Annotated in this window: 23 protein-coding genes and 1 tRNA gene; 9 read left to right on the top strand and 15 right to left on the bottom strand. The window is 51.7% G+C overall.

Annotation, left to right across the window (positions count from 1 at the left end):
• The first annotated feature begins 235 nt into the window (after positions 1-235).
• Positions 236-667 carry an EVE domain-containing protein gene (locus A7C91_RS04465; RefSeq protein WP_068665278.1) on the top strand — a complete coding sequence of 144 codons (432 nt, stop codon included), beginning with the start codon at positions 236-238 and terminating at the stop codon, positions 665-667.
• 293 nt (positions 668-960) lie between these two features.
• Here the strand turns inward: A7C91_RS04465 and A7C91_RS04460 are convergent.
• A tRNA-His gene (locus A7C91_RS04460) sits at positions 961-1037 on the bottom strand.
• A gap of 142 nt (positions 1038-1179) precedes the next feature.
• On the opposite strand from A7C91_RS04460, the gene taw3 reads away from it, so the two are divergent.
• Together taw3 and A7C91_RS04450 are read left to right on the top strand one after the other, a co-directional pair.
• Positions 1180-1806 carry a tRNA(Phe) 7-((3-amino-3-carboxypropyl)-4-demethylwyosine(37)-N(4))-methyltransferase Taw3 gene (gene taw3, locus A7C91_RS04455; RefSeq protein ID WP_068665276.1) on the top strand — a complete coding sequence of 209 codons (627 nt, stop codon included), beginning with the start codon at positions 1180-1182 and terminating at the stop codon, positions 1804-1806.
• Positions 1807-1812: 6 nt separating this feature from the next.
• Complete coding sequence (locus A7C91_RS04450; RefSeq protein WP_068665274.1) at positions 1813-2016, top strand: DUF3800 domain-containing protein; 204 nt, start codon at positions 1813-1815, stop codon at positions 2014-2016.
• 450 nt (positions 2017-2466) lie between these two features.
• Here A7C91_RS04450 and A7C91_RS04445 read toward each other — a convergent pair whose 3' ends face one another.
• The 3 genes from A7C91_RS04445 to A7C91_RS04435 form a co-directional block, all read right to left on the bottom strand.
• A complete protein-coding gene (locus A7C91_RS04445) occupies positions 2467-3216 on the bottom strand; it encodes a lipoate-protein ligase large subunit (protein ID WP_068665272.1) in 750 nt (249 codons plus the stop codon).
• A 179-nt stretch (positions 3217-3395) separates the two neighbouring features.
• Positions 3396-3872: a signal peptidase I gene (locus tag A7C91_RS04440; protein ID WP_068665270.1), complete on the bottom strand. Its 477-nt coding sequence runs from the start codon at positions 3870-3872 to the stop codon at positions 3396-3398.
• Positions 3845-4396, bottom strand: a complete 552-nt coding sequence (locus tag A7C91_RS04435) for a DUF531 domain-containing protein (RefSeq protein WP_068665268.1) — start codon at positions 4394-4396, stop codon at positions 3845-3847. Before A7C91_RS04435 ends, A7C91_RS04440 begins: the two co-directional genes overlap by 28 nt.
• A 63-nt stretch (positions 4397-4459) precedes the next feature.
• On the opposite strand from A7C91_RS04435, the gene A7C91_RS04430 reads away from it, so the two are divergent.
• The 3 genes from A7C91_RS04430 to A7C91_RS04420 are packed head-to-tail and all read left to right on the top strand — an operon-like array spanning position 4460 to position 7378.
• Positions 4460-5539 (top strand): hypothetical protein, encoded by a 1080-nt coding sequence (locus A7C91_RS04430; protein ID WP_068665266.1) that lies wholly within the window; start codon positions 4460-4462, stop codon positions 5537-5539.
• Positions 5540-5548: 9 nt separating this feature from the next.
• Positions 5549-6484 (top strand): dipeptidase, encoded by a 936-nt coding sequence (locus A7C91_RS04425; protein WP_068665264.1) that lies wholly within the window; start codon positions 5549-5551, stop codon positions 6482-6484.
• A 45-nt stretch (positions 6485-6529) separates the two neighbouring features.
• A complete protein-coding gene (locus tag A7C91_RS04420; RefSeq protein WP_068665262.1) occupies positions 6530-7378 on the top strand; it encodes a class I SAM-dependent methyltransferase in 849 nt (282 codons plus the stop codon).
• Positions 7379-7383: 5 nt separating this feature from the next.
• Here A7C91_RS04420 and A7C91_RS04415 read toward each other — a convergent pair whose 3' ends face one another.
• The 4 genes from A7C91_RS04415 to A7C91_RS04400 all read right to left on the bottom strand — a co-directional run bounded on the left by A7C91_RS04415 (position 7384) and on the right by A7C91_RS04400 (position 15169).
• On the bottom strand, positions 7384-8781 hold the full coding sequence (locus A7C91_RS04415) for a metal-dependent hydrolase (protein WP_068665260.1): 1398 nt from the start codon (positions 8779-8781) through the stop codon (positions 7384-7386).
• Positions 8782-8787: 6 nt separating this feature from the next.
• Positions 8788-10110: a tripartite tricarboxylate transporter permease gene (locus A7C91_RS04410; protein ID WP_068665259.1), complete on the bottom strand. Its 1323-nt coding sequence runs from the start codon at positions 10108-10110 to the stop codon at positions 8788-8790.
• A gap of 10 nt (positions 10111-10120) precedes the next feature.
• A complete protein-coding gene (locus A7C91_RS04405; protein ID WP_068665257.1) occupies positions 10121-13096 on the bottom strand; it encodes a hypothetical protein in 2976 nt (991 codons plus the stop codon).
• Between the two features lie 201 nt (positions 13097-13297).
• A complete protein-coding gene (locus A7C91_RS04400; protein ID WP_068665255.1) occupies positions 13298-15169 on the bottom strand; it encodes an alpha/beta hydrolase family protein in 1872 nt (623 codons plus the stop codon).
• A 68-nt stretch (positions 15170-15237) separates the two neighbouring features.
• Between A7C91_RS04400 and A7C91_RS04395 the strand changes: the two genes are divergently transcribed.
• Complete coding sequence (locus A7C91_RS04395) at positions 15238-15564, top strand: hypothetical protein (protein WP_068665253.1); 327 nt, start codon at positions 15238-15240, stop codon at positions 15562-15564.
• Here A7C91_RS04395 and A7C91_RS04390 read toward each other — a convergent pair.
• The gene (locus tag A7C91_RS04390) at positions 15532-16179 is read right to left on the bottom strand and encodes a serine/threonine protein kinase (protein WP_068665251.1); all 648 of its coding nucleotides are present in this window, start codon (positions 16177-16179) and stop codon (positions 15532-15534) included. The genes A7C91_RS04395 and A7C91_RS04390 overlap by 33 nt on opposite strands.
• Before the next feature lie 52 nt (positions 16180-16231).
• On the opposite strand from A7C91_RS04390, the gene A7C91_RS04385 reads away from it, so the two are divergent.
• Positions 16232-16459 (top strand): Lrp/AsnC family transcriptional regulator, encoded by a 228-nt coding sequence (locus A7C91_RS04385; protein ID WP_012572508.1) that lies wholly within the window; start codon positions 16232-16234, stop codon positions 16457-16459.
• Between the two features lie 51 nt (positions 16460-16510).
• On the opposite strand, the gene A7C91_RS04380 is transcribed toward A7C91_RS04385, so the two are convergent.
• The 3 genes from A7C91_RS04380 to A7C91_RS04370 form a co-directional block, all read right to left on the bottom strand.
• Positions 16511-17185, bottom strand: coding sequence for a TIGR00153 family protein (locus tag A7C91_RS04380; protein WP_068665249.1), 675 nt, complete (start codon positions 17183-17185; stop codon positions 16511-16513).
• Positions 17186-17189: 4 nt separating this feature from the next.
• Entirely contained in the window at positions 17190-18410 is a 1221-nt protein-coding gene (locus tag A7C91_RS04375; RefSeq protein ID WP_199920110.1) for an inorganic phosphate transporter, read from the bottom strand.
• A gap of 97 nt (positions 18411-18507) precedes the next feature.
• Positions 18508-20148, bottom strand: a complete 1641-nt coding sequence (locus tag A7C91_RS04370) for a metallophosphoesterase family protein (RefSeq protein WP_068665247.1) — start codon at positions 20146-20148, stop codon at positions 18508-18510.
• 90 nt (positions 20149-20238) lie between these two features.
• On the opposite strand from A7C91_RS04370, the gene A7C91_RS04365 reads away from it, so the two are divergent.
• The gene (locus A7C91_RS04365; RefSeq protein WP_068665245.1) at positions 20239-20595 is read left to right on the top strand and encodes a cupin domain-containing protein; all 357 of its coding nucleotides are present in this window, start codon (positions 20239-20241) and stop codon (positions 20593-20595) included.
• Here A7C91_RS04365 and A7C91_RS04360 read toward each other — a convergent pair.
• The 3 genes from A7C91_RS04360 to A7C91_RS04350 form a co-directional block, all read right to left on the bottom strand.
• Entirely contained in the window at positions 20592-21158 is a 567-nt protein-coding gene (locus A7C91_RS04360; RefSeq protein ID WP_068665243.1) for a signal peptidase I, read from the bottom strand. The genes A7C91_RS04365 and A7C91_RS04360 overlap by 4 nt on opposite strands.
• 19 nt (positions 21159-21177) lie before the next feature.
• A complete protein-coding gene (locus A7C91_RS04355; RefSeq protein WP_068665241.1) occupies positions 21178-21579 on the bottom strand; it encodes a hypothetical protein in 402 nt (133 codons plus the stop codon).
• A gap of 156 nt (positions 21580-21735) precedes the next feature.
• The gene (locus A7C91_RS04350; RefSeq protein WP_068665239.1) at positions 21736-23013 is read right to left on the bottom strand and encodes a tRNA (N(6)-L-threonylcarbamoyladenosine(37)-C(2))-methylthiotransferase; all 1278 of its coding nucleotides are present in this window, start codon (positions 23011-23013) and stop codon (positions 21736-21738) included.
• Between the last annotated feature and the right edge of the window lie 69 nt (positions 23014-23082).

The raw sequence follows: 23082 nt of genomic DNA, 5'->3' as shown, positions 1-23082 counted from the left end.
GCGGTGAGAAGCTTGTCCCAACTCCCCGAACGATTTTATAAAAACGTTTGAATTTTTAAGACATTCGAGTTACTTGACATATTCCCCCGAAGTGCTTCGGGGAGTATCACGCCTCGAGAACGGGGTACTCTTTTTGGCCAAGCACTTGCGCTGGCTTTTGATATTAACACAATTTGTTGTTGGGATCCGCAAAGAATATGTACATCAAAGACAAGGGTAAAAGCGGTGGTTTGAAATGAGGTACTGGCTTTGCATTACAAACCGTGACAACTGGGAGGTTGTGAAAAAGAAGAACGTCTGGGGTGTGCCAAAGAGACATAAGAATACAATCGCCAAGGTTAAACCGGGCGACAGGCTCGTCTTTTACGTCAAGCAGGAGCGGAGGGACAAAGAAATTTTAGAGCCGAAAATCGTGGGCATCTTTGAGGTCGTTAGCGAGCCTTACATTGACTCAACAAGGATATTCAAGAGTCCACCACACCTCAACGAGACCTATCCGCTGAGGGTCAGGGTCAAGCCGATAAAGCTCGGCGAGCTCGACTTCAAGCCGCTCATTCCAAAGCTCAACTTTATTACGAACAAAAAGCGCTGGAGTGGCCACTTGATGGGCAAGGCAATGAGGGAAATTCCGGAAGACGATTACAGGCTGATTGAAAGCCTTATCTGAATTTTGAGGGGTCTATGAATGTATGATCATATCGTGTGTATTGGGAATACGGGTCAAGGGTCATTAAGATTGCACACTTTAAATCGGTCTTTCTAAGTAGGATTCTCTCAGAAACAGCTTTCAGATTTTTGCGTCTGCTTTTCTTTTGATGCCCTTTGAGGACCCCTTGAGAATGCCAACATAAGAGAGAATCCATCCTAAACTTAATCTCTAAATATGTGCACTCTCAAAGAGTCAGCATTTAAAAGCAGTTAGAAACTTTCCGCCAGCGCTTGCGGAAGCAAGGGCTGTTATGGGGCCGGGGCCGGGATTTGAACCCGGGCTAGGGGATCCACAGTCCCCTGTGCTGACCAGGCTACACCACCCCGGCCATGTCCAGCTAAACCTTTTGAGTTAGCTTTATAAAGTTTTCGTCAGAACGGGCTGAAAGAGGGAGCTGAGACCTTTTACATCCAATAACCAAACTCAGAGGAGAGATTGGAAACCGTCAAACCACGCGGGGAGGTTTCGAGATGAAAGCCAAGAGGGAAGCGCTCGCGAGCCTCTTCACGGCTATAAATGGGGGCAAAGTCGATGAAGACATAATAGACCTCCTCCTTCTCATCAACTCGATAAAGGGCATCTATACCACATCCTCCTGCTCGGGGAGGATTGGAATCATCGAGGAGCCGGCTCTGGGGGCAAAGCCCCTATCCAGATGGCTGATAAAGGTTCATAGACTCATAGAATTTGAAGAAGCGAAAGAAGCCCTGAAAAATGCCAAAGAGGGAATCATCTTCCTCAAGAGCCAGCCGCCTATCTTTCACGTCGTTGCCGGAGACCTTGAGAAGGCAAAGAAGCTCCACGAGCTAGGCTTGGCTTCAGGCTTCAAGTACACCACCTTCAAGGTCATCTCCAAACGCTATCTCGTTGAGATAAACGCCACCGAATACCTTACTGCCCCCCTTGGAAGGGATGGAAAGGTCCTGGTGGACGACGAATACATCCGCTTCGCCATCGAGATCGGCAACGAGATGCTGAGGCGCTCGAAGAGAAGGCTCTCCCGCCTTGAGGAAAACTTCAGAAAGCTGAGGAAAGAGCTTGGCAAAGACGAGCTGTTCTACGAGATGGCCGAGAAGCATGGAATTTCAGTCAGGTGAAATTTCATGGAATTATTCATAGATGAGAGTGGAGACCTTGGAGGCACGAAAAGCAATAAGTGGTACTTCATAGTCGCAGGAATGATATGTAATGAAAAAGAGATTTCGTTCATCATAAAGTCGCTTCTCCAAGAATTGAATTTAGCAGACTTTCATATGAGGAAAAGAAAAAGGTTCCATCCAAGCTCGCCAACCTTGATTTCAGTATAGCATACACCGTTCTCTCGAAAAACGATGAACATCTGAAAAGATGGCTCGACAGATCAAAGAGAAACAAACTGGTAGCAGCCAAAGTCCTGCACTCCACTGTAATCTCAGGGTTAGGGTTCTCAGAGGCAATCATCGACAGGAGCCATTATTCAAAGGAGTTATCCACGTGAGTAGCTCGTCACGGAATCAAAGTTACTGCCGAGAATTCAGTCATACGACCGGGTCTCCAGCTTGCCGACGCAGTAGCCAACACCGTATATCTCCATTACCAGCACAAAAACAGAGAGCTCTTTGAAAGCATCAAAGATAAAATTGTATCCAGCAAGTTTATCACCGAAAAAGAGATTCTAAGGGGAAAAGCTAAGTCGGGTGGCTAGTCTCCAGGCGGGCGACCCCCACCCTCATTCTTCATTTAGATTGTAGCTGGTTTATAACTTATTAACTTTTTGATTATCTCATCTCGTTCCACTCTGGGTTTCCATACCTAGCCTCTATCAGTTTCTCTGCAAGCTCGAGCTCGTAGTCCGTCAGCTGGTCTTCTTCCAGCTCAAACGCAGCAGAGAACTTGTCTTTCAGCAGCTCGTAGGTCTCCCAGCGGTTCAGCTTTATTCCCTCGCGCTCCAGGATCGTAACCCTCTCCCAGATGTTCGAAACTCCTTTATCGGAAAGCTTCGCCTTCGAGATCCTCAGAACCTTCGCGAGTACATCCACTCTTGTCGCGTACATGAACGTGCCGTGCTGGAGGATTACCCCCTTTCTCCTCGTCTGGGCAGAGCCGCTTATCTTCTTGCCGTTGGCGACGATGTCGTTCAGGCCGGAGAAGCCAGCGTCAAGGCCAAGCTCCTTTAGAGCATCGACGAGCGGACCAGCCAGGTAGCGATAGCTCTCCTCGACGTTCCTCAGGGCGGGATGGTAGTCCTCGCCGACGACCACAGAATAGGTTATCTCACCGAACTCGTCGTGGAAGACGCTTCCGCCGCCGGTTATGCGCCTTACAACAGGGATTCCGAGCTTCCCGGCAACATCGAGGTCAACATCGTGCCTAACGCTCTGGAAGCGGCCTATAGTTACCGAGCTGGGACTGAAAGCGTAGAGCCTCACCGTGTCGGGGACCTTGCCCTCGATTCTAGCGCGCATTATTGCCTCGTCTATCGCCATCTGAACCTCGGGTCGGGCAACTATGAGCGGAATGAACCTCATGCTATCACCAAGGTTAAAAAATCAAGAGCGTTTTTAAGCCCAGCGATGATGACGCCCAAGCCCTCCTGACGGGTGATGAAAGCGGTCACCACTGAGCAGATAGAAACTTTGCACCAGCAAAGTTTGATGGTCAGGGGCCGATTAGCTCCTCATCGGTCTCTCGGCCACCTACCCTCACATCATCCCAGACCGAGGCGCTCCCTTATCTCGAGCGGGATGAGGCCTATCTTCGGGAAAACCAGCAGGGCCTTGTCCTCGACGGCATAAGCTGGAACGCAAGGGACCGGCCCGTAAGGCGTTGGATAATCGGGGTCGGGAGCCCAGTTGTTGTCGCCCCATGTGACAAAACACTTCTCAGTTTTCCCTCCAAGGCTTACCTCCTTTATATCCCTGACGCGGTGAATTATCGGGTATTCATAACCGGGGCGCTTATAGACGATCACGTCGCCAACGTGAACTTCATCAATGTTGTTCTCACTTATCCCCTTCAGGAGGACGACATCCCCCCTGTAAAAGACGGGTTCCATGGAGCCGCTCACCACTATGACCAGTGGCGAGTCCGTGTGAAAGGCCATCTTAAGCCCGAATTGGAGTGCAAAAACTGCTATGAACGCGATTAGGATCCATGCTATGTCCTTTTTCCACGACTCATCCATCTCAGCGCCTCCATCAGAGTGCTTATTCTCGCGGATATGGCACCTATCGCGGTGCATGTTTCAAGGCTGACCCTTTTCCCTGTTATATCCATATGATAGCGTGCCATCTTAAATATTTCCTTTGGAAGGCCATGCCTTCCAAGGCCTATCAGGAGCAGAAAACTCTCGCCTTTCAAAGCCCTCTCTGAGAGCTCAAGTGGGGTTATCTCCTTCTCCTCGCTCGGCTTTCTAGTGGTCGCAACCGGCGTGCCGAACTGAGGAGGAAAGCCCTTCTTCGGAAACTCAAAGAGGTGAAAGCGGTTTCTCTGGGCAAGCTCGAGGAGATACTTCCCTCCCTCGCCTATGGTCGTGTGACTGGCTATTTCCTCGGCAACATCAACCGGTCTGCCCTCGAAGGGGAATCCTACCAGAGCCAGGTGAAAGCCGTAGGCATAAGCTGTTGGTCCGGCTCTGGCTATGGCTCTCAGGTGGGCCTCGTGCAGCTTCCTTGGGTCGTAGGTGTTGTAGAGCGCAACCGTCAGCATGGTTCCTCGGAAAAAGTGCCCAACAAAGGTTTATAAGGATTTATAGCAGACTAAACATTTAGTATGACCATGCTAGAGGAAATAAACATACTCGTCGAAAGGGGCCACTACGAAGAGGCCCTGGGAAAGATCCAGGAGCTCGCTGACCCAATAGAGAGGGTCACGGCTCTCGCAGATATAGCGGTTGCCATCTATCAACACGGCGATCCGGCCGAATGGATTCCTGGCATCTTAGAAGACGCCATATACATCGCCAAGAAGCTCAAAGATCCCTCCGACAAGGTCATTGCCTACTCCATCATTGCCTCCTCACTCGCGATGATAGACTACGAGGAGGACGCGATGGACTTCTTCAATCGGGCGATAGACGAAACAGATAGCATAAAAAGCCCCATAGAAAAGGGCATAGTTCTCTCGATCCTTGCCTACCGTCTTGCCCTTGCTGGCTACTCTGACAACGCCTTTGAAATGTTCAACGTTGCCTTCGATACGATAATCGGGGCCGAGATAGGCTACACACACAAAGTCGATGGGATAATAAGGATTGGGGAGCTACTTGAGAAGGTCGGGGACACTCTGCCATCAAACAAGGCTTTGGACTTTTACAGAATGGCGTTTGACATATTCGAGAAGCTCCATGTCAGCCAAAAGGCAGCGATAGTTGAGAAGAAGATAGAGCTCGCCAAAACGGTCTACAACGTCGGACTGCCTGAGATAAGGACGGCCCTGCTTGAGGGAAGAAACCACTACGCATTAGCCTTTCTTGAAAAGAAGTACAGTGGCGTTATGAGGCTCATTGGAGAGCTCGAAGTTGCCCTCTGGCTGAAGAGAGTGAACGACCCTGAGTACCTCGAGATCATCGATAAGGCCTTTGAACACTGTGAGAATCCAAGGTTCACCGACGCCAACGTCCAGCACATAGCGAGACTCCTAATCGAGCTTGGAAACCTGAGAAGGGCACTGAAATTCGCAAAAGAAATCCAGAATATCCACAAGAGAAGCGAGGCACTAAAGGCGATAGCCCTTGAGTTGGTCAGAAGGAAAAAGTTCGAAGAGGTAAAAAAGGTCATTGAAATCATCCCAGATCCAAAGATAAGGGAGGAGGTACTCAACGAGATTGGGACCATACAAGAAAGCCAGTGAGGGGTCCACATGATATTTGATGCCCATTCAGACCTGCCCGCTTTTGTCTATGACGAGAGGAAGAATGGAAAAACTCTTGTCCTTGAGGAAAGTTTTAACCAATTCTTTGCCCCGGGCGTAGCCGCTCGAGTGATGGCCATCTGGACAAAACCGGACAGGAAAAGCTCGGCCCTAAGATACGGGCTGGAGGTTCTCAACGCCCTTCAGAAAGACGTCGCGGAGAGCGAGCGCTTCGAGCTTGTGAAAAGCGTCAGAGATATGAGAAAGGCCATCGAGGAAGGAAGGGTTGCCCTCTGGTTGGGCCTTGAGGGAGGAGAGCCGATAGGGGACAGTCTGGATTTGCTGGAGGTTTTCCACCACCTTGGCCTGAGGGTGCTAACGCTCACATGGAGCCTTCGCAATGCCATAGGCGATGGTGTCTTCGAGAGGACAAACGGTGGCCTGACCAACTTCGGCGTTGAAGTCGTAGGAAAGGCTGAGGAACTGGGAATCATCATAGATCTCAGCCACATAAACGAAGCCGGCTTCTGGGACGCCCTAGACGTTACCGCATTCCCTGTTATGGCCTCGCACTCCAATGCAAGAGCGCTATGCAATCACCCGAGGAACCTCACGGACGAGCAGATAAAGGCCATAGCAGAGCGGGATGGAGTTATCGGGGCGGTTGCCATTCCGAGCTTTGTAGACAAGGAAAAGCCAACGCTGGAGAAGTACGTTGGTCACATAGCGTATATGGCCGAGTTAGCGGGATACAAGCACGTGGGGCTCGGCTTCGACTTCGTGTATTACATGTCCGGCTGGAGCGGGAGGAGCGTTGAGGGCTTTGAAGACGAGTCGAAGATTCCGGCGCTGCTAGAGAGGCTGAACGAGAACTTCAGCGCGAAAGAAGTTAGAGCGATAACTTTCAGGAACTTCGAGCGCCTTTTTGAAAGGGTTATCGGATGACGGAATCTTTTTATCCTCTTTTTCTCAGCAGTCCGCGGTGAGTCCATGGAGGAAGTCTACTTCTTAACCGCAGGAGACGCGAGAAGGCTGCTCTTCGCTAGAGGTGGAGCGAGGCTTAACCTGGATTTGAGAAAAACCGGGCGCTCATGGCTCATCACCATTGAGGGAGACGAGTTCATATTTCCAGACGGCACGCGCGTTGAGAGGAGCGTAATCGAAAGGGTCGCGAGGGACGAGGGGAACGTTTACTTCATCAAAAACGGGGGCGTTTACAAGGCGGCAATAGCCGGAGAGTACTACTACAAGCTCGTGCCAACGGTTCCGCCCACGATAGAGATAAACGGCATCAGGATGCACCGGACGAAGGACGTAAACCCCCTCCAAGACACCCTCAACAAAGTGAATACCGTCAAACCCAATGAGGGTGAAACTGTTCTAGATACCTGCATGGGGCTCGGATACACAGCGATAGAGGCCGCGAAGCGCGGTGCTTACGTGATAACTGTAGAAAAGGATAAGGGCGTCATAGAACTGGCAAGAATAAACCCCTGGAGCAGGGAGCTCTTCCAGGGCGGGAAGATTCAGATCATCCATGGGGATGCCTTCGAGGTCGTAAAGAGGTTCAACAACGGGAGCTTCGATGTGATAATCCACGACCCTCCGCGCTTTTCTCTGGCGGGCCATCTCTACAGCGGAGAGTTTTATGAGGAGCTCTTTAGAATTCTCAAGCCCGGTGGGAGGCTTTTCCACTACGTTGGGAACCCTGGGAAGAAGTACCGGAGAAGAGACCTCCAGAAGGGCGTGATGGAGCGCCTAAGAAAGGCAGGCTTCGTTGGTGTTAGAAGGGCCGAGGAAGCGCTCGGTGTAGTGGCGAAGAAGCCAGAGAAAAGATAAAAATCTCAGATGCCCCCAACCTCTTCCATCTCCTCGAAGGCCTCCAAGTTGGTGTAGTAGTCCATTAGCTGGGATATCTCCTTCCTCAGCCTGAAGCTCTTGACTATCGCTATGGCAAATCCTATTATCGATGGCCATGCTAAGAGTAGCAGCAGCTTCCAGTCGGCTATTGGAATCGGTCTCGGGTCTGTGAAGCGGTTGAAGTTCCATATCATGAAGGCTATCATGAGCCAGGCTGTGGAAAAGTTGGTCAGACCACTTCCGCTCTCACCGAGCTTGAAGCCAGGGATGACGTCCTTGGTTATCGGCGGGAGCAGGTTGCTGCCCATGAAGCCAAGCTGATCCTCGAAGACGTGGAGCCACTGGCCTATCATCGCCGCGAGGGCAAGCTCGGTCGCGTGGGCGTAGCCGATGAGCTTGAAGAAGGCAAAGACGACGATACCGATTATTATGCCCATCGTGAGGGAGTGGCTGAAGCCGTGGTGCCATGGCAGGAAGCGATCCTTGACTACGGTCTTGCCCTTAAACTCCGCCTTTCTGAAGGCTATCTCCGGGCCCGAGAAGGAATCAACACGGGTAGGCTTGGGATATGTCTTGATGAAGGGGACACTGACCTTCGCTATCCCTACGCGCCTATAATCTGGAACTTCACCGCCTATGGCAACACCGCCAGGAGTTACAATCGGGCCCATCTCAACGCGGACTTCCCTCTTCGGCGGGTCGAGGTGTATGAAGAACCGCCTGTAGACATCTCCGGGCAGGCGAATGTTGTGTATCTTGACTATAGTTTCACCTTTCTCGTAGGCTTCCTCTATGGCCTTGGCTATGGTCTCGGCTATGCCCTGTGGGTGGGGAGCGTCGGAGACAACAAGCTTTATTCCGTCATCATCAACGTCGACATAGCCAAAGACCAGCATCTCCTTCCCAAAGGCTATCTCACCGAACTCCTCTTCAAAGAAATCGTAGTCTTCCCCGAAGGCCTCTACCGTTATGGTGCCGGTCTCATCTGTAAGCTTGAAGATTATGCTCTTGTATGGCTTCTCGACTGTTTTGACGTTTCCGTTCTCATCAATCATCTTAAAGACCAGCGTATCCTCGCCCCTCTCGACTATTTCGCTGACCTTGCCCTGAACTGCAAAGAACTGGTAGCGGTTTTTCTCATTCAGTTCAGCAACCTTAACGAGTTTTGGTGCGTAGTGCTTCTTGTCGTCCCATGGAGCCGGATCTATTTCGTAGTCCCTCCTGCTGAAGAACTTGCCGAATTTAAAGTCGACGAAGTCGGGGAAATATGCCGCAGCTGCAGCTATGACTGGAATGAGGATGCCCATCCGCAAGTCCGCGACCAGAGCAGGGAAGAAGGTCGCCGCCGCCAGACCGGATATGTAGTGAGTGAAGCCCCTCATTTTACATCACCCCAGACCAAGCAGGTGCATAACTTCGCCCGTGTGTCCCGTCATACTTATGAGCACCGGAAGAATAAGGCCTCCGAGGCAGTAACTCCTTCTGGTGTTGAAGGCCGCCGCCATCATGCCTATTGCCGTTGAGACGAGGAGCACCACTATCCCCATCGGTCCGGTGAGGACGTATGAGATGATAACCAGCGTTATTGCTACGAAGTAAGAGAGCTTCCTAATATGGACGATGTTGAAGCTCCTCGCAAGGAACTTGGAGATGTAGTAGGTGAAAACGAAGCTTATTCCCGCGCTCAGGAGGATAACGCCTACGGCCGCCAAGTATTCAGCGTAGCTCTTCGGAGTGTATATCGAGCTAACGAGCCATGCCGCCGCTCCCCTCGTGAGCCTGAGGTTGGGCAGGAAGAGCAGTGTAAAGGCCCCGACGTAGTAGATGACCCTGTTAACTCCTTGACTGATTATGAAGGCATCGTCCCCGCGCTGGCTCGTCATGTGACCCGCTATGAGCGCTCCCATACCTCCAGTGATTATCGGGTAAACGGCAGCTATTGTTCCTCCAAGAGCACCGCCAAAACTGGCCTTAGCGATGTTGTAGGGACTGCTCTCAATTCTATCGTCCGGCACCTGTTCCAGCATGGGTGGATTGGAGAGTATGTTCAGCAGCACCCAAGACATCCCAAAGAAGCCTATGAACATGGGCGTAAGCCTCGTGTAGGCGCTCGTTGTCGGTAGGAGGTTGGTGTTCATGACGATGAAGCCAAGGATTCCAGAGAGTAAGAAGACGAGTAATCCACCCAGTATCTGCCTCCAAGCCATCCAGAGCCTCTGGAACGGCGTCTTGCCCCTGTCACCTTCCTTGGGCCACTCGCTCATGAACATGAAAAGAACTATGGCGGTGAGGAAGTAGGTGATGTACGGACTGGTCGCCTGGTATATCGGCGGAAGTACCTTCGGGAAGATGAAGAGGGCGCCTATGACCAGTATAAGCGTTCCAGCAACCGCGCCGATGAGGTACAGCAGTACCGCCTCATGTCCTCTGCCAAGGAGGAGGTACCTCTGCGTGGGGAAGAGCAGAAAGACGGCGCTTTCGTCAGCAACGCTGAAGTAGACGCTCGATATTGCACTGACGTAGGCGTAAGCTACTATGGCCCCTATAGCAAAGAATGGAAAGGCCTGGACTGGCATGAGCTCGCCGACCCCGAAGACTGCCACGAGCAGGGCCATGATGTTGAAGATATGGAATCCCGGAATCCATGATATAAGCGAGCCGAAGAGCACTCCGGCCAGCGACCAAATTAAAATATCCAAGAGGGGGAGCATGGTCATCACCTCACTCGACGATTATTGCGTCCCTCATGTAGGGGACGACCTCTATAGTACCCTTGTACTCGGTAACGTAGCCTGCTATCCTGACAACCTGGTCCTTACTGAACGTCTTATCGCCCGCGGCGCTCTTCGGTATGAAGATAACGAGCTCGCCGCTACCGTCATCAATGGTGAGCTTGAAGAAGGTACTTCCTTCATAGAGGTCAACGATAGTTCCACTGACGATCACCGTCCTGCCCATGATGTCCGCGCTCACGTCTCCGGTTTTAACCTCGGGGGAAGGCTCTGCCCTGATAACTTTGAGTGAAACCACCATTCCGCTGTCCGTGTCGTAGGTAAGCTCAAGGACGCTCCCAGTTCCGGCATCAAAGGGGTTGGGGAGGAGGTCCTTGCTTACAAGGATGGAGGCACTTCCCGTATCGTCGCTGACGTTCATGATGTACTCGGGCCCCTTGTAGGCAAGGGCATCCCACGTGACCGTCAGGTTGACAAGGCCACTGGCCCCCTCGAGCTCAGATAAGGTAACGGTTTGAATTTCTCCTTGGGATGATTCAGCCACGCGGATCGCATCGGCGGTGTATACCACTATCTCGGGCTCTCCGTTGTACTCCTCAACGTAGCCCGCAATTATGACTTTGTTCCCCTTCCTAACTTCGACGCTTCCAGCAGTAGAGGGTATGAACACCGCCACCTCTCCGCTTCCGTCATCGACCATCATCTTAAGGCCTGTGCCGAGCTGGACTACCGATATTACTGTACCGTTGACGGCAACGGTCTTTCCAGAGAGGCCCAGGCTCACTGAACCGGTACTAATAAGCTCCGCGGGAACGGCCTTCACGACTTCTAGGGTGGTTATATCCATTGTCGTGGGATCAACGGTGACCTTCAGTTCACTACCTGTTCCCGCCTCTAGAGGATTGGGAAGTAATGTTCTATTAACCACGAGGGAGGCCTTTCCGGTTTCGTCTCTGATGCTCATGATGTAGTTCGGCTTCTCGTAGGCCAAAGTGTCCCACTTCACCACGAGCCAGACCAGCCCCTGTGCAGTCTTAAGGTCCGAGACCGTGACAAACTGGGCCTCTCCGCCGAGTTCGGCTTTCACAACGGCATTCGGAGTGAAGACAACCACCTCTGGCTCTCCTCTGTACTCCTCGACGTAGCCACCGACCTTAACTACGTCGCCGACCTCTGGGACGTAGGAAAGCTCGTTCGCAGTGGAGCGCGGCACGAAGACCGGCAAGTCGCCGACGACTATCTTGAGGTTGCCGCTGAGGTTGGCGACATCGGTCACCTTGCCGATCACGAGCACGAGCTGGCCTCTCATCTCAAGGGTTATCTCCGATGGAGACATCGGTGTTGGCTCCACTGGCTTCACGATTGTCAAGTCCTTGCCCCTCACCTCGGTAGCGCTAACAACGAGTCCCATGACCTTAACCTCACTGCCTGTTCCCACCTCCAACGGGTTGAGGTTCATGAGTTCTTCTTTCGGAATTGAGACAGTTACACCATCAATCTTGAGGTAGTAGGTGTAGTTCTCGTAGGTGATGCCCTCGAGCGAGCCTGTGAAGTCTACGAGAGAGCCAACATAGCTGTCCAGCTCATCCGCGGTGACCTGCGGGAGTTCGATCTCCGATTCCTCCAGAGGCCTTCCAAGGGCATGTACCCCGTTTCCGGTGTAAACAACAACTTCGAGCTCATTGCGGTACTGGTCGAGGTAGCCGGCAACCTCAACGCCAAGGCCGGTCTGGAGGTTGTCCTTCGTCATGTTGGAAAACTCGGCAACGCTCGCTGAAGGTATGAAGACTACCAGCTTTCCGGTTCCATCGTCTATGTAGAGATTGAGGTTCGAGCCGATGGTGGCTATCTCCTCGATGTTACCCCTGACGATCACTATCTGGCCCCTCATATCCTCAGTCAGAGCCCCTATTGGGATAACTTTCGGAGCATTGGGCTCGATGACCTCGACGTAGGCACCGACCAGCCTGCCATCATCCCCTATCCTTCCAGCAACCTTAACGACGCTTTCAGTGCCAACCTCAAACGGATCAAGCTTCGCCAACACATCCCTCGGAAGGAGTGCATCGAAGTAATTGGTTCCATCCGTGAGGGTCAGAACGTATCTGCCGCTCTCATAGGAGATTCCGGCAAGCTCACCCTTAACGCTGAGAACCATTCCGATGTAGTTTGACGCTTCAGCAAGCGGAACCTCGGGAGCCTCCTCTATGGGCGTAATGTGGAACTTGTCAATGTCCCTTACGACTATTTCCGGAGAAGAACCCTTGTAGAGGTAGACGATTCCTGGAGCATAGACGGTGTCACCCGTTTTGAGTGTGACGTTGTTCTCCACAAGGAGAACTCGCGGCACGAGGACTGCAACCTCGGACTCGCCAGTATCAACGGTAAGCAGAAGTCCAGAGCTGACGTTTGAAACCTGTGTGACGATTCCCTCGACGGCGACGTAGAGATTGGCCATCTCCGGGGTGAGGGAACTGACTTTTTCAGGACTATCTGAGTAAACCTTCGAGACGAACTCCAGGCCGTCAAGGTACTGGAGAATCGCGTAGGTGTAGGTCTCCCTTACCCTGAGCTGAACTTCAGCAGTTACGTTGTCCCCGGGGAACGGCACGAGGTTTTTGGCTATCATCTCCTCCGCCAAAGGAGAATAAACCCTGACGTCTATTTGCCCAGTCCCATCATCTACGGTGAACGTTATGGATATTCTCCCCCCACTATCAGAGACGTAGGGAACACTGACGACGGTTCCGTTTATCCTCACGACGGCGTAGTTCATCAAGTAGCTTCCGTAGACATCATTCACCTTTATTAGCGGTGCCTGGGCTGTTTGAGCAGCCACTAAAAGAACCGCAACGCCAATAATCGAAATCAACAGCGACAGGTATTTAAGTCGAGAGACGTCCAGCTTCTTTTGCTCCTTCAGACCATGATAATAAAGTCTCTTCTCACTTTCAATTCCAGCCATACCCAGACCTCCGGTTTATTTAACGTAGCAATGTACTACAACGCGTGAATTTTTAACAGTTTCGTGTCAAAGAAATACAGAAATGGGCAGGTATGGATAAAGAGGAACATAAAATGTAAGGGACTTCTCAAAAAATCCGAACGCCAATAAGTTCCGAGTTGAATTCAGGACCAATGAGACAAAGATAAAAATACCAAGACTTCACTCTAAGCCCTTCAGAATCTTCTCCACATCGAAACCTTCCTCGTACTTCTTGAGCTTCCTCTCGAAGAACTCCACGAAGAGCTTGTAGCGCTTGGCCCTGTGCTTTGGAGAACCCCTTATGCTGTGGCCGTGAGCACCGCGCTTGAATATCGCTATGTAAGCCTCCTTGCTGAGGTCCTTGAGGGCGTGGTAGAACATGACGCTCTGGTCGAGCGGACAGCGGTAGTCCTCCAGCGAATGGATGAGCAGTATCGGTGCCTTAACGTTCTCGACGTAGAAGAGCGGGCTGAGCTTTCTGTAGTTCTCGTTGTTCAGCGGGTCGTCCCCGATTACCTCCTTGTCGAACCAGAGACCTATATCGGAGAAGGCGTAGCTCGTCAGCCAGTAGCTTATGCCGTTCTCACTTATCCCGGCCTTGAAGAGGTCGCTCTGAGTCAGCGCCCAGTTGGTCATGAATCCGCCGTAGCTGATGCCCGTTATTCCAACACGCTCCCTGTCAGCGGTTGGCTCGAGCTCGAAGAACTTCTTCACCCCGTTGAGTATATCCTGAAAGTCTTCTAAGCCAGTCCTTTCAAGGACGCGCAGCGCAAAGTCCTCGTCATAGCCATTACTTCCCCTCGGATTGACAAAGACAATGTAGTAGCCCTTACTCGCCATCAGTTGCATCTCGTACTTGAAGTAGTGGCCGTACATTCCCTTCGGCCCGCCGTGGACGAAGACTATGACCGGGGCCTTCTCGTCCTCATTCAGCTCTGGCCTGATGTACCAGCCGTCTATCTCGAGGTCGAGGGACTTAAACCTGAAGTGCCTCGGCTCAAAGGTCCTGAGCCTCTCAAAGAGCGGCCCGTTGTAGTCTGTGAGCTGCTTAAGTTCGCCGTCGTAGAGGTAGAGCTCCCTCAAGCGCGTTGCAGTCTCGATGAGCATCGCAACCTTTCCACCGTCGACGTCGAAGCCCATGACCCAGTGCTCGCCAACGGTTATCCGCTCAACATCACCATCCCACAGGTAGAGGTTGATACTACCAGCCTCGTAGAGGGTGAAGTAGACTCTGCCATCGTCAAGCCTAGCCTGGCCTGTATTCTTGCCGAGGTGTTCATTTATAGCCTTCAGCTCGCTGTCGTAGAGGTAGAGTAAGTCGTGCTCGCTGAGCTTTTTCTTCTCGGGCTTGCCGCGAAGGAGGATGGTTTTGCCGTCGGAATCAACCGCCTGGAAGGAAACCTTCTCGAAGAGTTTCTCCTCATCTCCATCGCGCCAGAGGTAAATATCGGTGAACTTGAAGAAGGCGGGCTTGCCCTCCTCGCGGTGAGGAACGTTAACGACTATGGCGTTGCCGTGCCAGATACCCGAACTGAAGCGCGGCTTCTCAAACTCCTCGAGTATCTCCTCGCTCTCGGTGTCGAGAATCCAAAAGGTGGTCGTCTCACCGTCGAAGAAGCCCATGTTGTCGAACCACACAGGGACATCGTCCTCGAAGATGAAGTCCTCATCGTCCCTGCGCTTGAAGCCTACAACAAGGAAACGCCGGGAATCGTCGTTCCACTGGATGAAGCGGACGTTTTTAGCCTCCAGAACCTTCTTGGCGCTAAGCATTTCAACGTCGGCGACCCATATCTCGGAAGTCCTCTTCTCCCCGTTGGGCCTCATGAAGGCGAGCTTCCTGCCATCCGGAGAAAAGCGAGGCATGGAAGCGTTCTCGATGAAGCGCCTTGTTCCAGTTTCGATGTCCTCAACCACCACAGTATTCTCGTACCTGTTGTCCTTCATGTTGGCCTTGGTCAGAACGTAGGCGATCCTATCTCCCTTGATCTGGGGGTCGCCCAGGTAAGCAAACCTAGAAAAGGTCCTTTCGTTCCATTCGATGCTGCTCATAACGGTATCACCAATTTAGTAGAGAGCCTTAAAAGTATATAAGCCTAACCCAGTGGACAGGTGGAAACATGAAAGATGAGTACGCCGTTGGAATAATTCTCATAGCGGGACTCGCCGTATCACTGGCCTTCAGGACGTATCTTGGAGTGGTCCTCGCTGCAATAGGGATACCGCTCTACCTGGCCTACGTAGCCAGAGAACAGAATATACTGGCGAAGTCGAGGCTCTTCGACAGGGATTTCTTCCTCATGATAGCCATAGCGGTCGTCGTTATACTCGTCTCCAACTACATCTGGGACCCAAGAGTGGGACTCATAGCGATGGCGGTTCTCGTTCCGATATTAGCCCTTTACATTGACAGGCTAAAGGCAGGAAAGAAGCCTAAAAACGCCTGAAAGCTCGCCCGTTTTCTTATATCTCCTCAATTCTTCCCTCAGCCCGTCAAGAAAAACCCCGTCGATCCCAAACTTCCCCCTTATCCTTCTCGATATGTAATTGTCGCTCAGAAACAGCATGGCCATCGCCGAGGTGAGGTTCTTGGGCTTCCTGAAGCCGGCCTTCTCGAAGTCTATGAGCCAGACGCGCTCCCCAACTATTATGTGCCTTCCGCCCTGTATCTGCCCGTGGTCTATGCCGAGCCTATCAAGGAGGGCCGTTTTATGGGCTATCTCGAAGAGATGGCGCTTTTCAACGTCGGCGTAGAAGATTATCTCACCCTTCGCGAACTCGCGGATGAGATATTCGAGGCCCTCAAAGGTTCCGTAGTCCACAAGCCGGGGCGTTACCTCGTATGGCTCGAGTATCTTGATGATTTCTGCCTCCCTCTTGAAGTTCATCCTCGGCGAATCCGGACGCTGGAGCTTAACTATAAAGATTTTTTCCCCTAAACCGGCCCTGAAAATAAGGCTCGTCGTCCCCTTGGCAAAGGAGCGAATTTCGGTGTATCCACGCCCTTTCAGGAAAGAGTAAAAGCGCTTTAACCAGACTTCACTTATCAGGTGGTCGAACATAGGCCTCGATAAACTTAAATACTCCGCCGATAAAATACTTTTGGTGGTTCACATGGTGACGGCTTTTATTTTGATGGTTACGGCCGCTGGAAAGGAAAGGGAAGTTATGGAGAAGCTTCTCGCCATGCCCGAGGTCAAGGAGGCATACGTCGTCTACGGCGAGTACGACCTCGTGGTCAAGGTTGAGACCGACACGCTCAAGGATCTGGACCAGTTCATCACTGAGAAAATAAGGAAAATGTCCGAGATACAGATGACCTCGACGATGATAGCCATCTGATTCTCTCGATTTCCTACTTTCGTTTCTGAGCCGCGGATAAGAAAAAGGGGCTCACTTGTTCATCATGAGCCTTATCCTTTCCGCAGCATCTTTCGCCTTGTCCGAGATGTTGCTCAGCGTTCTCGCTATGTTGAGGATGTAGAAGCCCTCACCCCAGTTCAGCTCGTTCTCCTTCTCAAAGACGAGCTGCATGAGCTTCGTGTCGAGTCCATCTAGCTTGCTCTCCACGCTTTCTATGGCCTTGATAATCTCATACTCCCTATCGATTTCCTTATCGATGAAGCCGCTCTCTATGACCCTGTCCATCTGGACTATGGCTTCGTGGACTAGTTTAGCAGCCTTTATGCTCTCAGTCCCCATCTGGAGGATTAACTCCTTCACCTCGGATGGAATATCCTTCGGTCTCTTGACAAGGAGCCACTTGGCGGTGTCTTCGGCAGCATCGGCCACCTTGTCCTGCATGTGGAGGTAGATGAGAACGTCTTCCCTCGCAACGGCCATGAGGAACTTCGAGCTGAGGGAGTCCCTTATCTCCTCCTTTATCCGGTCGGCCACATCCTCGAGGCGGTCCACTTCAATCGCTACCTTCTCCATCTCCTCGTAGTTCTCCTCATACCAGAGGCGGAGGGCCCTCTCGAGGGTCTCGACGGTTTGGAGAACCACGTCGGAGTGCTTTATCAAAGGCTTGAAGGGGCTCTTCGCAAAGAGCTTGGTCCAGACCTGCATGATATCACCCCACCACCATAAGCACCTTGAATATAATGGCACTCACAACGGCCGCTATCGGAACCGTGACGAACCAGGAGATTATTATATCCTTGACGATGTCCTTGTTTATTGCTTTTACTCCACGGGCGAAGCCTATGCCTATGACCGCACCGACGACGGTGTGAGTGGTGGAAATCGGCATGCCGAGCCAGGAGGCTACGAGAACGACGGTTGCAGCTGAGAAGTCAATGGTGAAGCCCCTCGTGTTGGTGAGCTCGGTTATCTTCTTACCGACGGTCTCCATAACTTTGTAGCCGTAAGTGGCAACGCCAACCGCTATGCCTACTCCACCGAGAGCCAGAATCCACTTCGGAACGGGCACCTGCATTCCGGCCAGGCCCATGGTGGCGACTGCATAAACAGCGGCTACCGGACCTATTGCGTTGGCGACGTCGTTGGCGCCGTGGGCCAAAGCTACGTAGCCGGAGGTAACCACCTGAACCTTCTTGAAGATGCTCTCAACACCTGTGTAGGGGTCACTCGAGAGGAAGCGGACCTTTATGAGGAAGTAGCTGAAGATGAAAACGATTATGCCAAGAGGTATTCCATAGAAAATAACCCCCGTCTTGAGGTCACTCCCGTGGAGAACCTTGATGTAGAACATGGCCCCGATGACCACGAAGGCCATGCCTATCCAGAAGGGAGACCATATCCTCGCACTTCTCACAGGATTTTCGCTTTCGAAAATGCTCTTGGTAAGGGCCTTGAAGATGAAGTAAGCCATTAGGGCACCTATTACAGGGGACAATATCCAGCTAAGGACGACCTGCGCCATCTTGTCCCAGTTGACGATGCCCAGGCCGGCGTAGGCTATCCCGTAGCCCGCTATGCCACCTATGATCGAGTGCGTCGTTGAAACCGGGAGTCCGAATTTGGTAGCCACTACCAGCCAAATAGTTGCAGCAAGCAAGGCCGCTATTGAGCCGTATATAAGAACCGTTGGATCTGTGATTTTGTCGGGGTAGAGTATTCCCTTCCTTATGGTCTCGGTGACACTCTTTCCGAAGAAGTATGCGCCAGTGAACTCTAGGACGCCCGCTATCAAAACGGCCTGCTTGGGGGTTATCGCCTTCGCACCTACGGCAGTGCTCATGGAATTAGCAGCATCATTGGCACCTATCGCCCATGCCATGGCAAAACCGAGGATTATGGTTATCAGCAACCATGGATCCACGCTTATCACCGAGAGAACGCTTCCCCCGAAGATATAAATATCTTGCCGCAGTAGAATATAGTGCACCGCAAAGTTCTATATAGACATAAATAGAATAAAGAGAAAGTCAGGACTCAACCTTGACGGGCTCAACCTCAATGCTCCCATCGGCAGCCATGAAGAGCCTCGTATAGTGGTCGAAACCGCCCTCGTCTGGAGCGGCGTAAAGGGGAGCCCCCGCAGCGCCAGTCACTATGAAGTGGACGCCATCGATGGTTCCGTTCCAGAACATGTGTATGTGGCTGAAGATTCCGAAGGCGTTGTACTCCCTCATAAGCTCAAGGAGTCTCTTTCCGTCGCTCGGATCCATACCGTGGTCTTCGCCGGATCTTGGATCAACGGGCGGGGCGTGCATGATCATAACGGGCCTCTTGCCCATTTCCTTGGCCATCTCCAGCTCATCCCGGAGCCAGGCCCACTGCTCGTCGCTCAGGCGGTAGTCGTTCTCGATGTTGTTCATGAAGATGTAGTAGTAATCGCCGAGGGCAAAGGAGTAATCTGTCGGGCCGAAGAACTGGTGATAAACGTTTATTCCCTCTCCCCTGTATTCATGGTTGCCAGGGGCAACAAATATCGGCTTGTTCCACTTCCACTCCTTGAGCAAAGCCGCCCACTGGTCGACGGTTCCTGAATAGACGAGATCTCCGCCATCTATGACGAAAACTGCATCTTCGTTGTTTATCCCATCTCTTATCTTAAGGAACACCTCCGGAACTTCGGTGCCTCCATCAGACCTATGGTCGCCGAAGGCTATTATCTTGTAATCGCCGAGATCCTTGGGAACCAGGCTGAAGAAATCGGCACTGGTTGTGAGCTTCACCCATGTCTCGCCAGTCTCCGCACCCTGGGGGAGCTGGATAACCGCCGGGTTAATGTTCTCCACTACATAGGTTAACTCGACGCCATTCGAGTCCTTGACCTCAACGCTCACGTTGAAGCCAAGGGCATGGATATAAACGGTGGAACCGTTCACTAGGCTTATGAAGCCTCCCTTAACGGTGACGTTTTCACCATCAACAACGCGCCAGTAGTAGATGAATGGCTCCATCGTCTTGAAAGAGCTTAGATACCAGTGCTCACCCTCATCTGGAATTCCGTTCCAGTCGTTGTCTCCTATGACCTTAACCACAACTCCCTCAAAGTCACCCATCCTGAGGACATCGTCCGTCCTAACACTTCCGCCGTTCTTGAGTTCCAGCGCGTATTCAACGGCGGCACCGACACCAGCCTTGCTCGTCCCGGTAAATACGTAGTAGGTCTTCCCGTTCTGGTTAAACCCTGCAAAGATGCCCTTGTCTTCCCCGACGAACTTGATACCGAGCTTGTAGATGATGTAGCCGAAGTAGTCGTTGACGGTTATCAGAATCGGCTTGCCCCTGAGGACCTCCCTTCCATCGGCGGGGGAGAGTATCGCAACTCCACCGTCATAGTCCTTGGCCGGAAGAATTTGAGCGTTTGGGAAGTAGTGCCTGGCCAAATCCTCGTAGCCCTCGCTGACGTAGACCTTTGAGACTTCACCCACTATCTTGTACCACTCAGCCAGAACCTGGCCCTTCTCATAGCTTCCAAAGTCTATGGCACCTGTGGGGACAGAACTAGTCGAAGCCGGAGACGTTGACGTTTCAGTGGTTCCATCAGAGCTTATGCACCCCGAGAGGAGCACCATAAAGGCGAGTACAATGGCCAAAACTGCCGTGCCTTTTCGCATAGGTTTCACCAGGAGATGATGGTAAATAAGGCTTAAAGCACTTTTCATCACCTTTAAATATGCCAACGTCGAAATTCCTTCGGTGATACCATGTTTGTCGGCCACTACACCGAAGTTCCCGAGAAGGACACAGGTTTTGAGGGAGTAACAATTCGGTGGCTCGTTTCCCCGAAGCTCGGGGCCAAGAACTTCGCGATGAGGTATTTCGTCCTCAAGAATGGTGCCGAGATATCCCTCCACAGCCACGACTGGGAGCACGAGATATTCATCATAAAGGGCGAAGGAATAATAACCAACGGGAAGGGAGAGCACCACGTCAAGGCCGGAAACTTCCTCTACGTCCCGCCCAACGAGCCCCACGGCTACAAGGCACTGAGTGAAACCTTCGAGTTCCTCTGTCTGATTCCGGCCAAGAAGAATGCCATCCCGGAAGACGAGTGGGCCTAGCGCCTTCTGTAGTAGTGGATCTTTATTTTCTTTCTTCTGGTTACCATCAGGTCTGCTTTCTTTGATTTGGGGCGGATTGAAGGTTCTTCAAGAAACGCCCATGCGAGATCATATGCAAGCGACGCAATGACGACCAGGAGAAGGGCGAGCACCAAGAAGGGCGTGTAGTACCAGATAACCCCAACCTTCGGGATGACTATCAGGGGCTTGCCTATGACCTGATCAGGATATACTACCCATGGATCAGGTCTCTCACGGTTGTCTCCCTTAGTAATGTAATAGATCTGTCCGTTTTCATCCGTGCGGATTTCAGCAACCCTGTGAAGGATTCTATAAGTGGAGTTTCCAATCTCGATGTTGTATAGGATAATATCACCAATGTGAACATTGTGAGAGGGATACGTAACAACGAGGTCGTTGGGATTGATGTTTGGCTTCATTGAGTCAGTAAGGATGACAACGTACTGAAAGCCGAAGATGAACTTAAGGACAACTACTAGAATGACGAAGAACAGGAGAAGGTAAGTCAAAATGGAAAGGATATCACGGTGCTTAACATTCATTCAGAGCCTCCTAGAGAGTTCATTGACCCTGGTAGACCACATAAACAGTGTCAAAGCTGCTGAGGGGAACACCATCAGCGCTGGCTCCGTTGGTGAATGGCACAGTATAAGTACCGCTTCCATCAAGAGTAACCTGGCCCCATGCAACTAGAGTCGTGCCGCTGTAGAGCTTGACGTAGAGGGTTCCCGCTCCGGGATCAGTGGTTATGGTAACCGTTGCACTGACTACGTAGTCCGGATTGTTGGGGTTAAGGTTCCAGGTGACATTGGCCGTGGTGACAGTGCTAGTGATCGTCTTGCTTCCCTGACCAAGCTCCTGAACGTTAACTGTAATACTAGGCACAGCAAGCGCGGCACCAACCAGCGCCAGGACAAGCGCCAGTGTGAGTGGGATTAACCTCTTCTTATTGTTCCTCCTCATGGGACTTCACCTCTACTGACTATAACCGTTAGGTATATAAATACCTTTCTAAAACAAACCATGTTGGTTCACTGTAGGATATTGTAAGTCCCACAAATGAACCACAAATTTATCGTATGCGCAACAATTAATATTGTAGAATCCGCAAAAAATACCTCAGTATAAAACAGCGCCTTTAAGATATGTGGAACCTGCCCAAGTGACCCTGGCGTTTGTCAGTTCTCCTGGTGCCCCACCATCAAGTATTATGTCTTTGTAGTTGAAAGTCCTGCCTTCCACTCCGCCCTTTTTGCCCTCACCGTGGATGAGAACCTCAATCTCCCTTCCAACGTAGTTCTGGTTTATCTCGTAGGCGATCTGGAGTCTAAGCCTGTGGAGCAAGCGAGAGCGCTCCTTGACCTTCCAGCCGGGCAGCTGCTTCCATTTGGCAGCTACCGTTCCAGGTCTCGGCGAATAGCGGGAAACGTTTATCTTATCAGGCCTCACCATCTTAATCAGTTCCACTGTGTTCTGGAATGCCTCCTCGGTCTCTCCAGGGAAGCCGACTATGATGTCCGTGTTAAGGTTCAGCCCGGGAATCTTCCTTCTGAATTCGTTAACTATCTCCTCGAACTCCTCAACGGTGTAAGTGCGCCCCATTCTCCTCAGCACTTCGTTGTCTCCGCTCTGAACAGGCAGGTGGAGGAACTTGTAGACTTTTTTGTCCTGATAGGCTTCAATCAGCTCGTCAAGGAAATTTATTGCATGGTTCGGGTTCATCATGCCGACCCTTATCCTAAACTGTCCTTCTATGGACGTTATCTCATCGAGAAGCTCCGCCAAGTTGGTCCCAATATCGAAGCCGTAGCAGCCAGTGTCCTCGCTGGAAAGCTGTATCTCCCTGTATCCACGCTCCAAAGCATCTTTAACCCACTTAACCACGAGTTCAGGTTTGTAACTCGTGAGAACCCCACGAGCGAAGCGCGTTGCACAGTAGGTGCACGCGTTGAGGCAGCCCTCGCTTATCGGAACCACGAAGGCAACGCCACTTCTCCAAAGGCGGGGAAGCCCAAGCTTGTCAAGACTTCTCTCGCGCCAGCCTTCAACACTCACCAGCTTTCCGTCGCGCTCGGCAAGGTCTATTGCCTCAGCTATTCTGTCTATGCTCTTTACTCCGAGTATTCCAGAAACGCGAGGGTCTATTATATCAGGGTTGACGTGTGTGAGGCAACCCGTAACGATGACTCTTTTACCAGAATCAAGGAGCGTTTTTATGCGCTCCCTCATGTGCTTCTCGGTAGGGTCCTTTACGGCGCAGGTGTTCACAACAACGTAGTCAGCACTTTCCGGAGTCTCCACTAACCCATAGCCCGCTCTAAGGAGGATTGCCTCCATTATTTCGGCGTCCGCTTTATTCCTGGTGCAGCCGTAGGTCTCAACGTGAACCTTTATCATCACACTCGCCTGGGCTTGGGGGTTTAAAAAGCATGCTGGCCAGGTCTGTGGATACAAAATCAAAAAGCA

Source organism: Thermococcus piezophilus, assembly GCF_001647085.1.
Taxonomy (GTDB): Archaea; Methanobacteriota_B; Thermococci; order Thermococcales; family Thermococcaceae; genus Thermococcus; species Thermococcus piezophilus.
The sequence above is the reverse complement of the archived record's forward strand: the minus strand, read 5'-3'. Positions and strand labels throughout refer to the sequence as shown.

Excerpts from the sequence above, each read along its gene's own strand:
- A7C91_RS04465 (WP_068665278.1), top strand. The coding sequence starts at position 236 with ATGAGGTACTGGCTTTGCATTACAAACCGTGACAACTGGGAGGTTGTG.
- taw3 (WP_068665276.1), top strand. The coding sequence starts at position 1,180 with ATGAAAGCCAAGAGGGAAGCGCTCGCGAGCCTCTTCACGGCTATAAAT.
- A7C91_RS04450 (WP_068665274.1), top strand. The coding sequence starts at position 1,813 with ATGGAATTATTCATAGATGAGAGTGGAGACCTTGGAGGCACGAAAAGC.
- A7C91_RS04445 (WP_068665272.1), bottom strand. The coding sequence starts at position 3,216 with ATGAGGTTCATTCCGCTCATAGTTGCCCGACCCGAGGTTCAGATGGCG.
- A7C91_RS04440 (WP_068665270.1), bottom strand. The coding sequence starts at position 3,872 with ATGGATGAGTCGTGGAAAAAGGACATAGCATGGATCCTAATCGCGTTC.
- A7C91_RS04435 (WP_068665268.1), bottom strand. The coding sequence starts at position 4,396 with ATGCTGACGGTTGCGCTCTACAACACCTACGACCCAAGGAAGCTGCAC.
- A7C91_RS04430 (WP_068665266.1), top strand. The coding sequence starts at position 4,460 with ATGACCATGCTAGAGGAAATAAACATACTCGTCGAAAGGGGCCACTAC.
- A7C91_RS04425 (WP_068665264.1), top strand. The coding sequence starts at position 5,549 with ATGATATTTGATGCCCATTCAGACCTGCCCGCTTTTGTCTATGACGAG.
- A7C91_RS04420 (WP_068665262.1), top strand. The coding sequence starts at position 6,530 with ATGGAGGAAGTCTACTTCTTAACCGCAGGAGACGCGAGAAGGCTGCTC.
- A7C91_RS04415 (WP_068665260.1), bottom strand. The coding sequence starts at position 8,781 with ATGAGGGGCTTCACTCACTACATATCCGGTCTGGCGGCGGCGACCTTC.
- A7C91_RS04410 (WP_068665259.1), bottom strand. The coding sequence starts at position 10,110 with ATGCTCCCCCTCTTGGATATTTTAATTTGGTCGCTGGCCGGAGTGCTC.
- A7C91_RS04405 (WP_068665257.1), bottom strand. The coding sequence starts at position 13,096 with ATGGCTGGAATTGAAAGTGAGAAGAGACTTTATTATCATGGTCTGAAG.
- A7C91_RS04400 (WP_068665255.1), bottom strand. The coding sequence starts at position 15,169 with ATGAGCAGCATCGAATGGAACGAAAGGACCTTTTCTAGGTTTGCTTAC.
- A7C91_RS04395 (WP_068665253.1), top strand. The coding sequence starts at position 15,238 with ATGAAAGATGAGTACGCCGTTGGAATAATTCTCATAGCGGGACTCGCC.
- A7C91_RS04390 (WP_068665251.1), bottom strand. The coding sequence starts at position 16,179 with ATGTTCGACCACCTGATAAGTGAAGTCTGGTTAAAGCGCTTTTACTCT.
- A7C91_RS04385 (WP_012572508.1), top strand. The coding sequence starts at position 16,232 with ATGGTGACGGCTTTTATTTTGATGGTTACGGCCGCTGGAAAGGAAAGG.
- A7C91_RS04380 (WP_068665249.1), bottom strand. The coding sequence starts at position 17,185 with ATGCAGGTCTGGACCAAGCTCTTTGCGAAGAGCCCCTTCAAGCCTTTG.
- A7C91_RS04370 (WP_068665247.1), bottom strand. The coding sequence starts at position 20,148 with ATGCGAAAAGGCACGGCAGTTTTGGCCATTGTACTCGCCTTTATGGTG.
- A7C91_RS04365 (WP_068665245.1), top strand. The coding sequence starts at position 20,239 with ATGTTTGTCGGCCACTACACCGAAGTTCCCGAGAAGGACACAGGTTTT.
- A7C91_RS04360 (WP_068665243.1), bottom strand. The coding sequence starts at position 21,158 with ATGAATGTTAAGCACCGTGATATCCTTTCCATTTTGACTTACCTTCTC.
- A7C91_RS04355 (WP_068665241.1), bottom strand. The coding sequence starts at position 21,579 with ATGAGGAGGAACAATAAGAAGAGGTTAATCCCACTCACACTGGCGCTT.
- A7C91_RS04350 (WP_068665239.1), bottom strand. The coding sequence starts at position 23,013 with ATGATAAAGGTTCACGTTGAGACCTACGGCTGCACCAGGAATAAAGCG.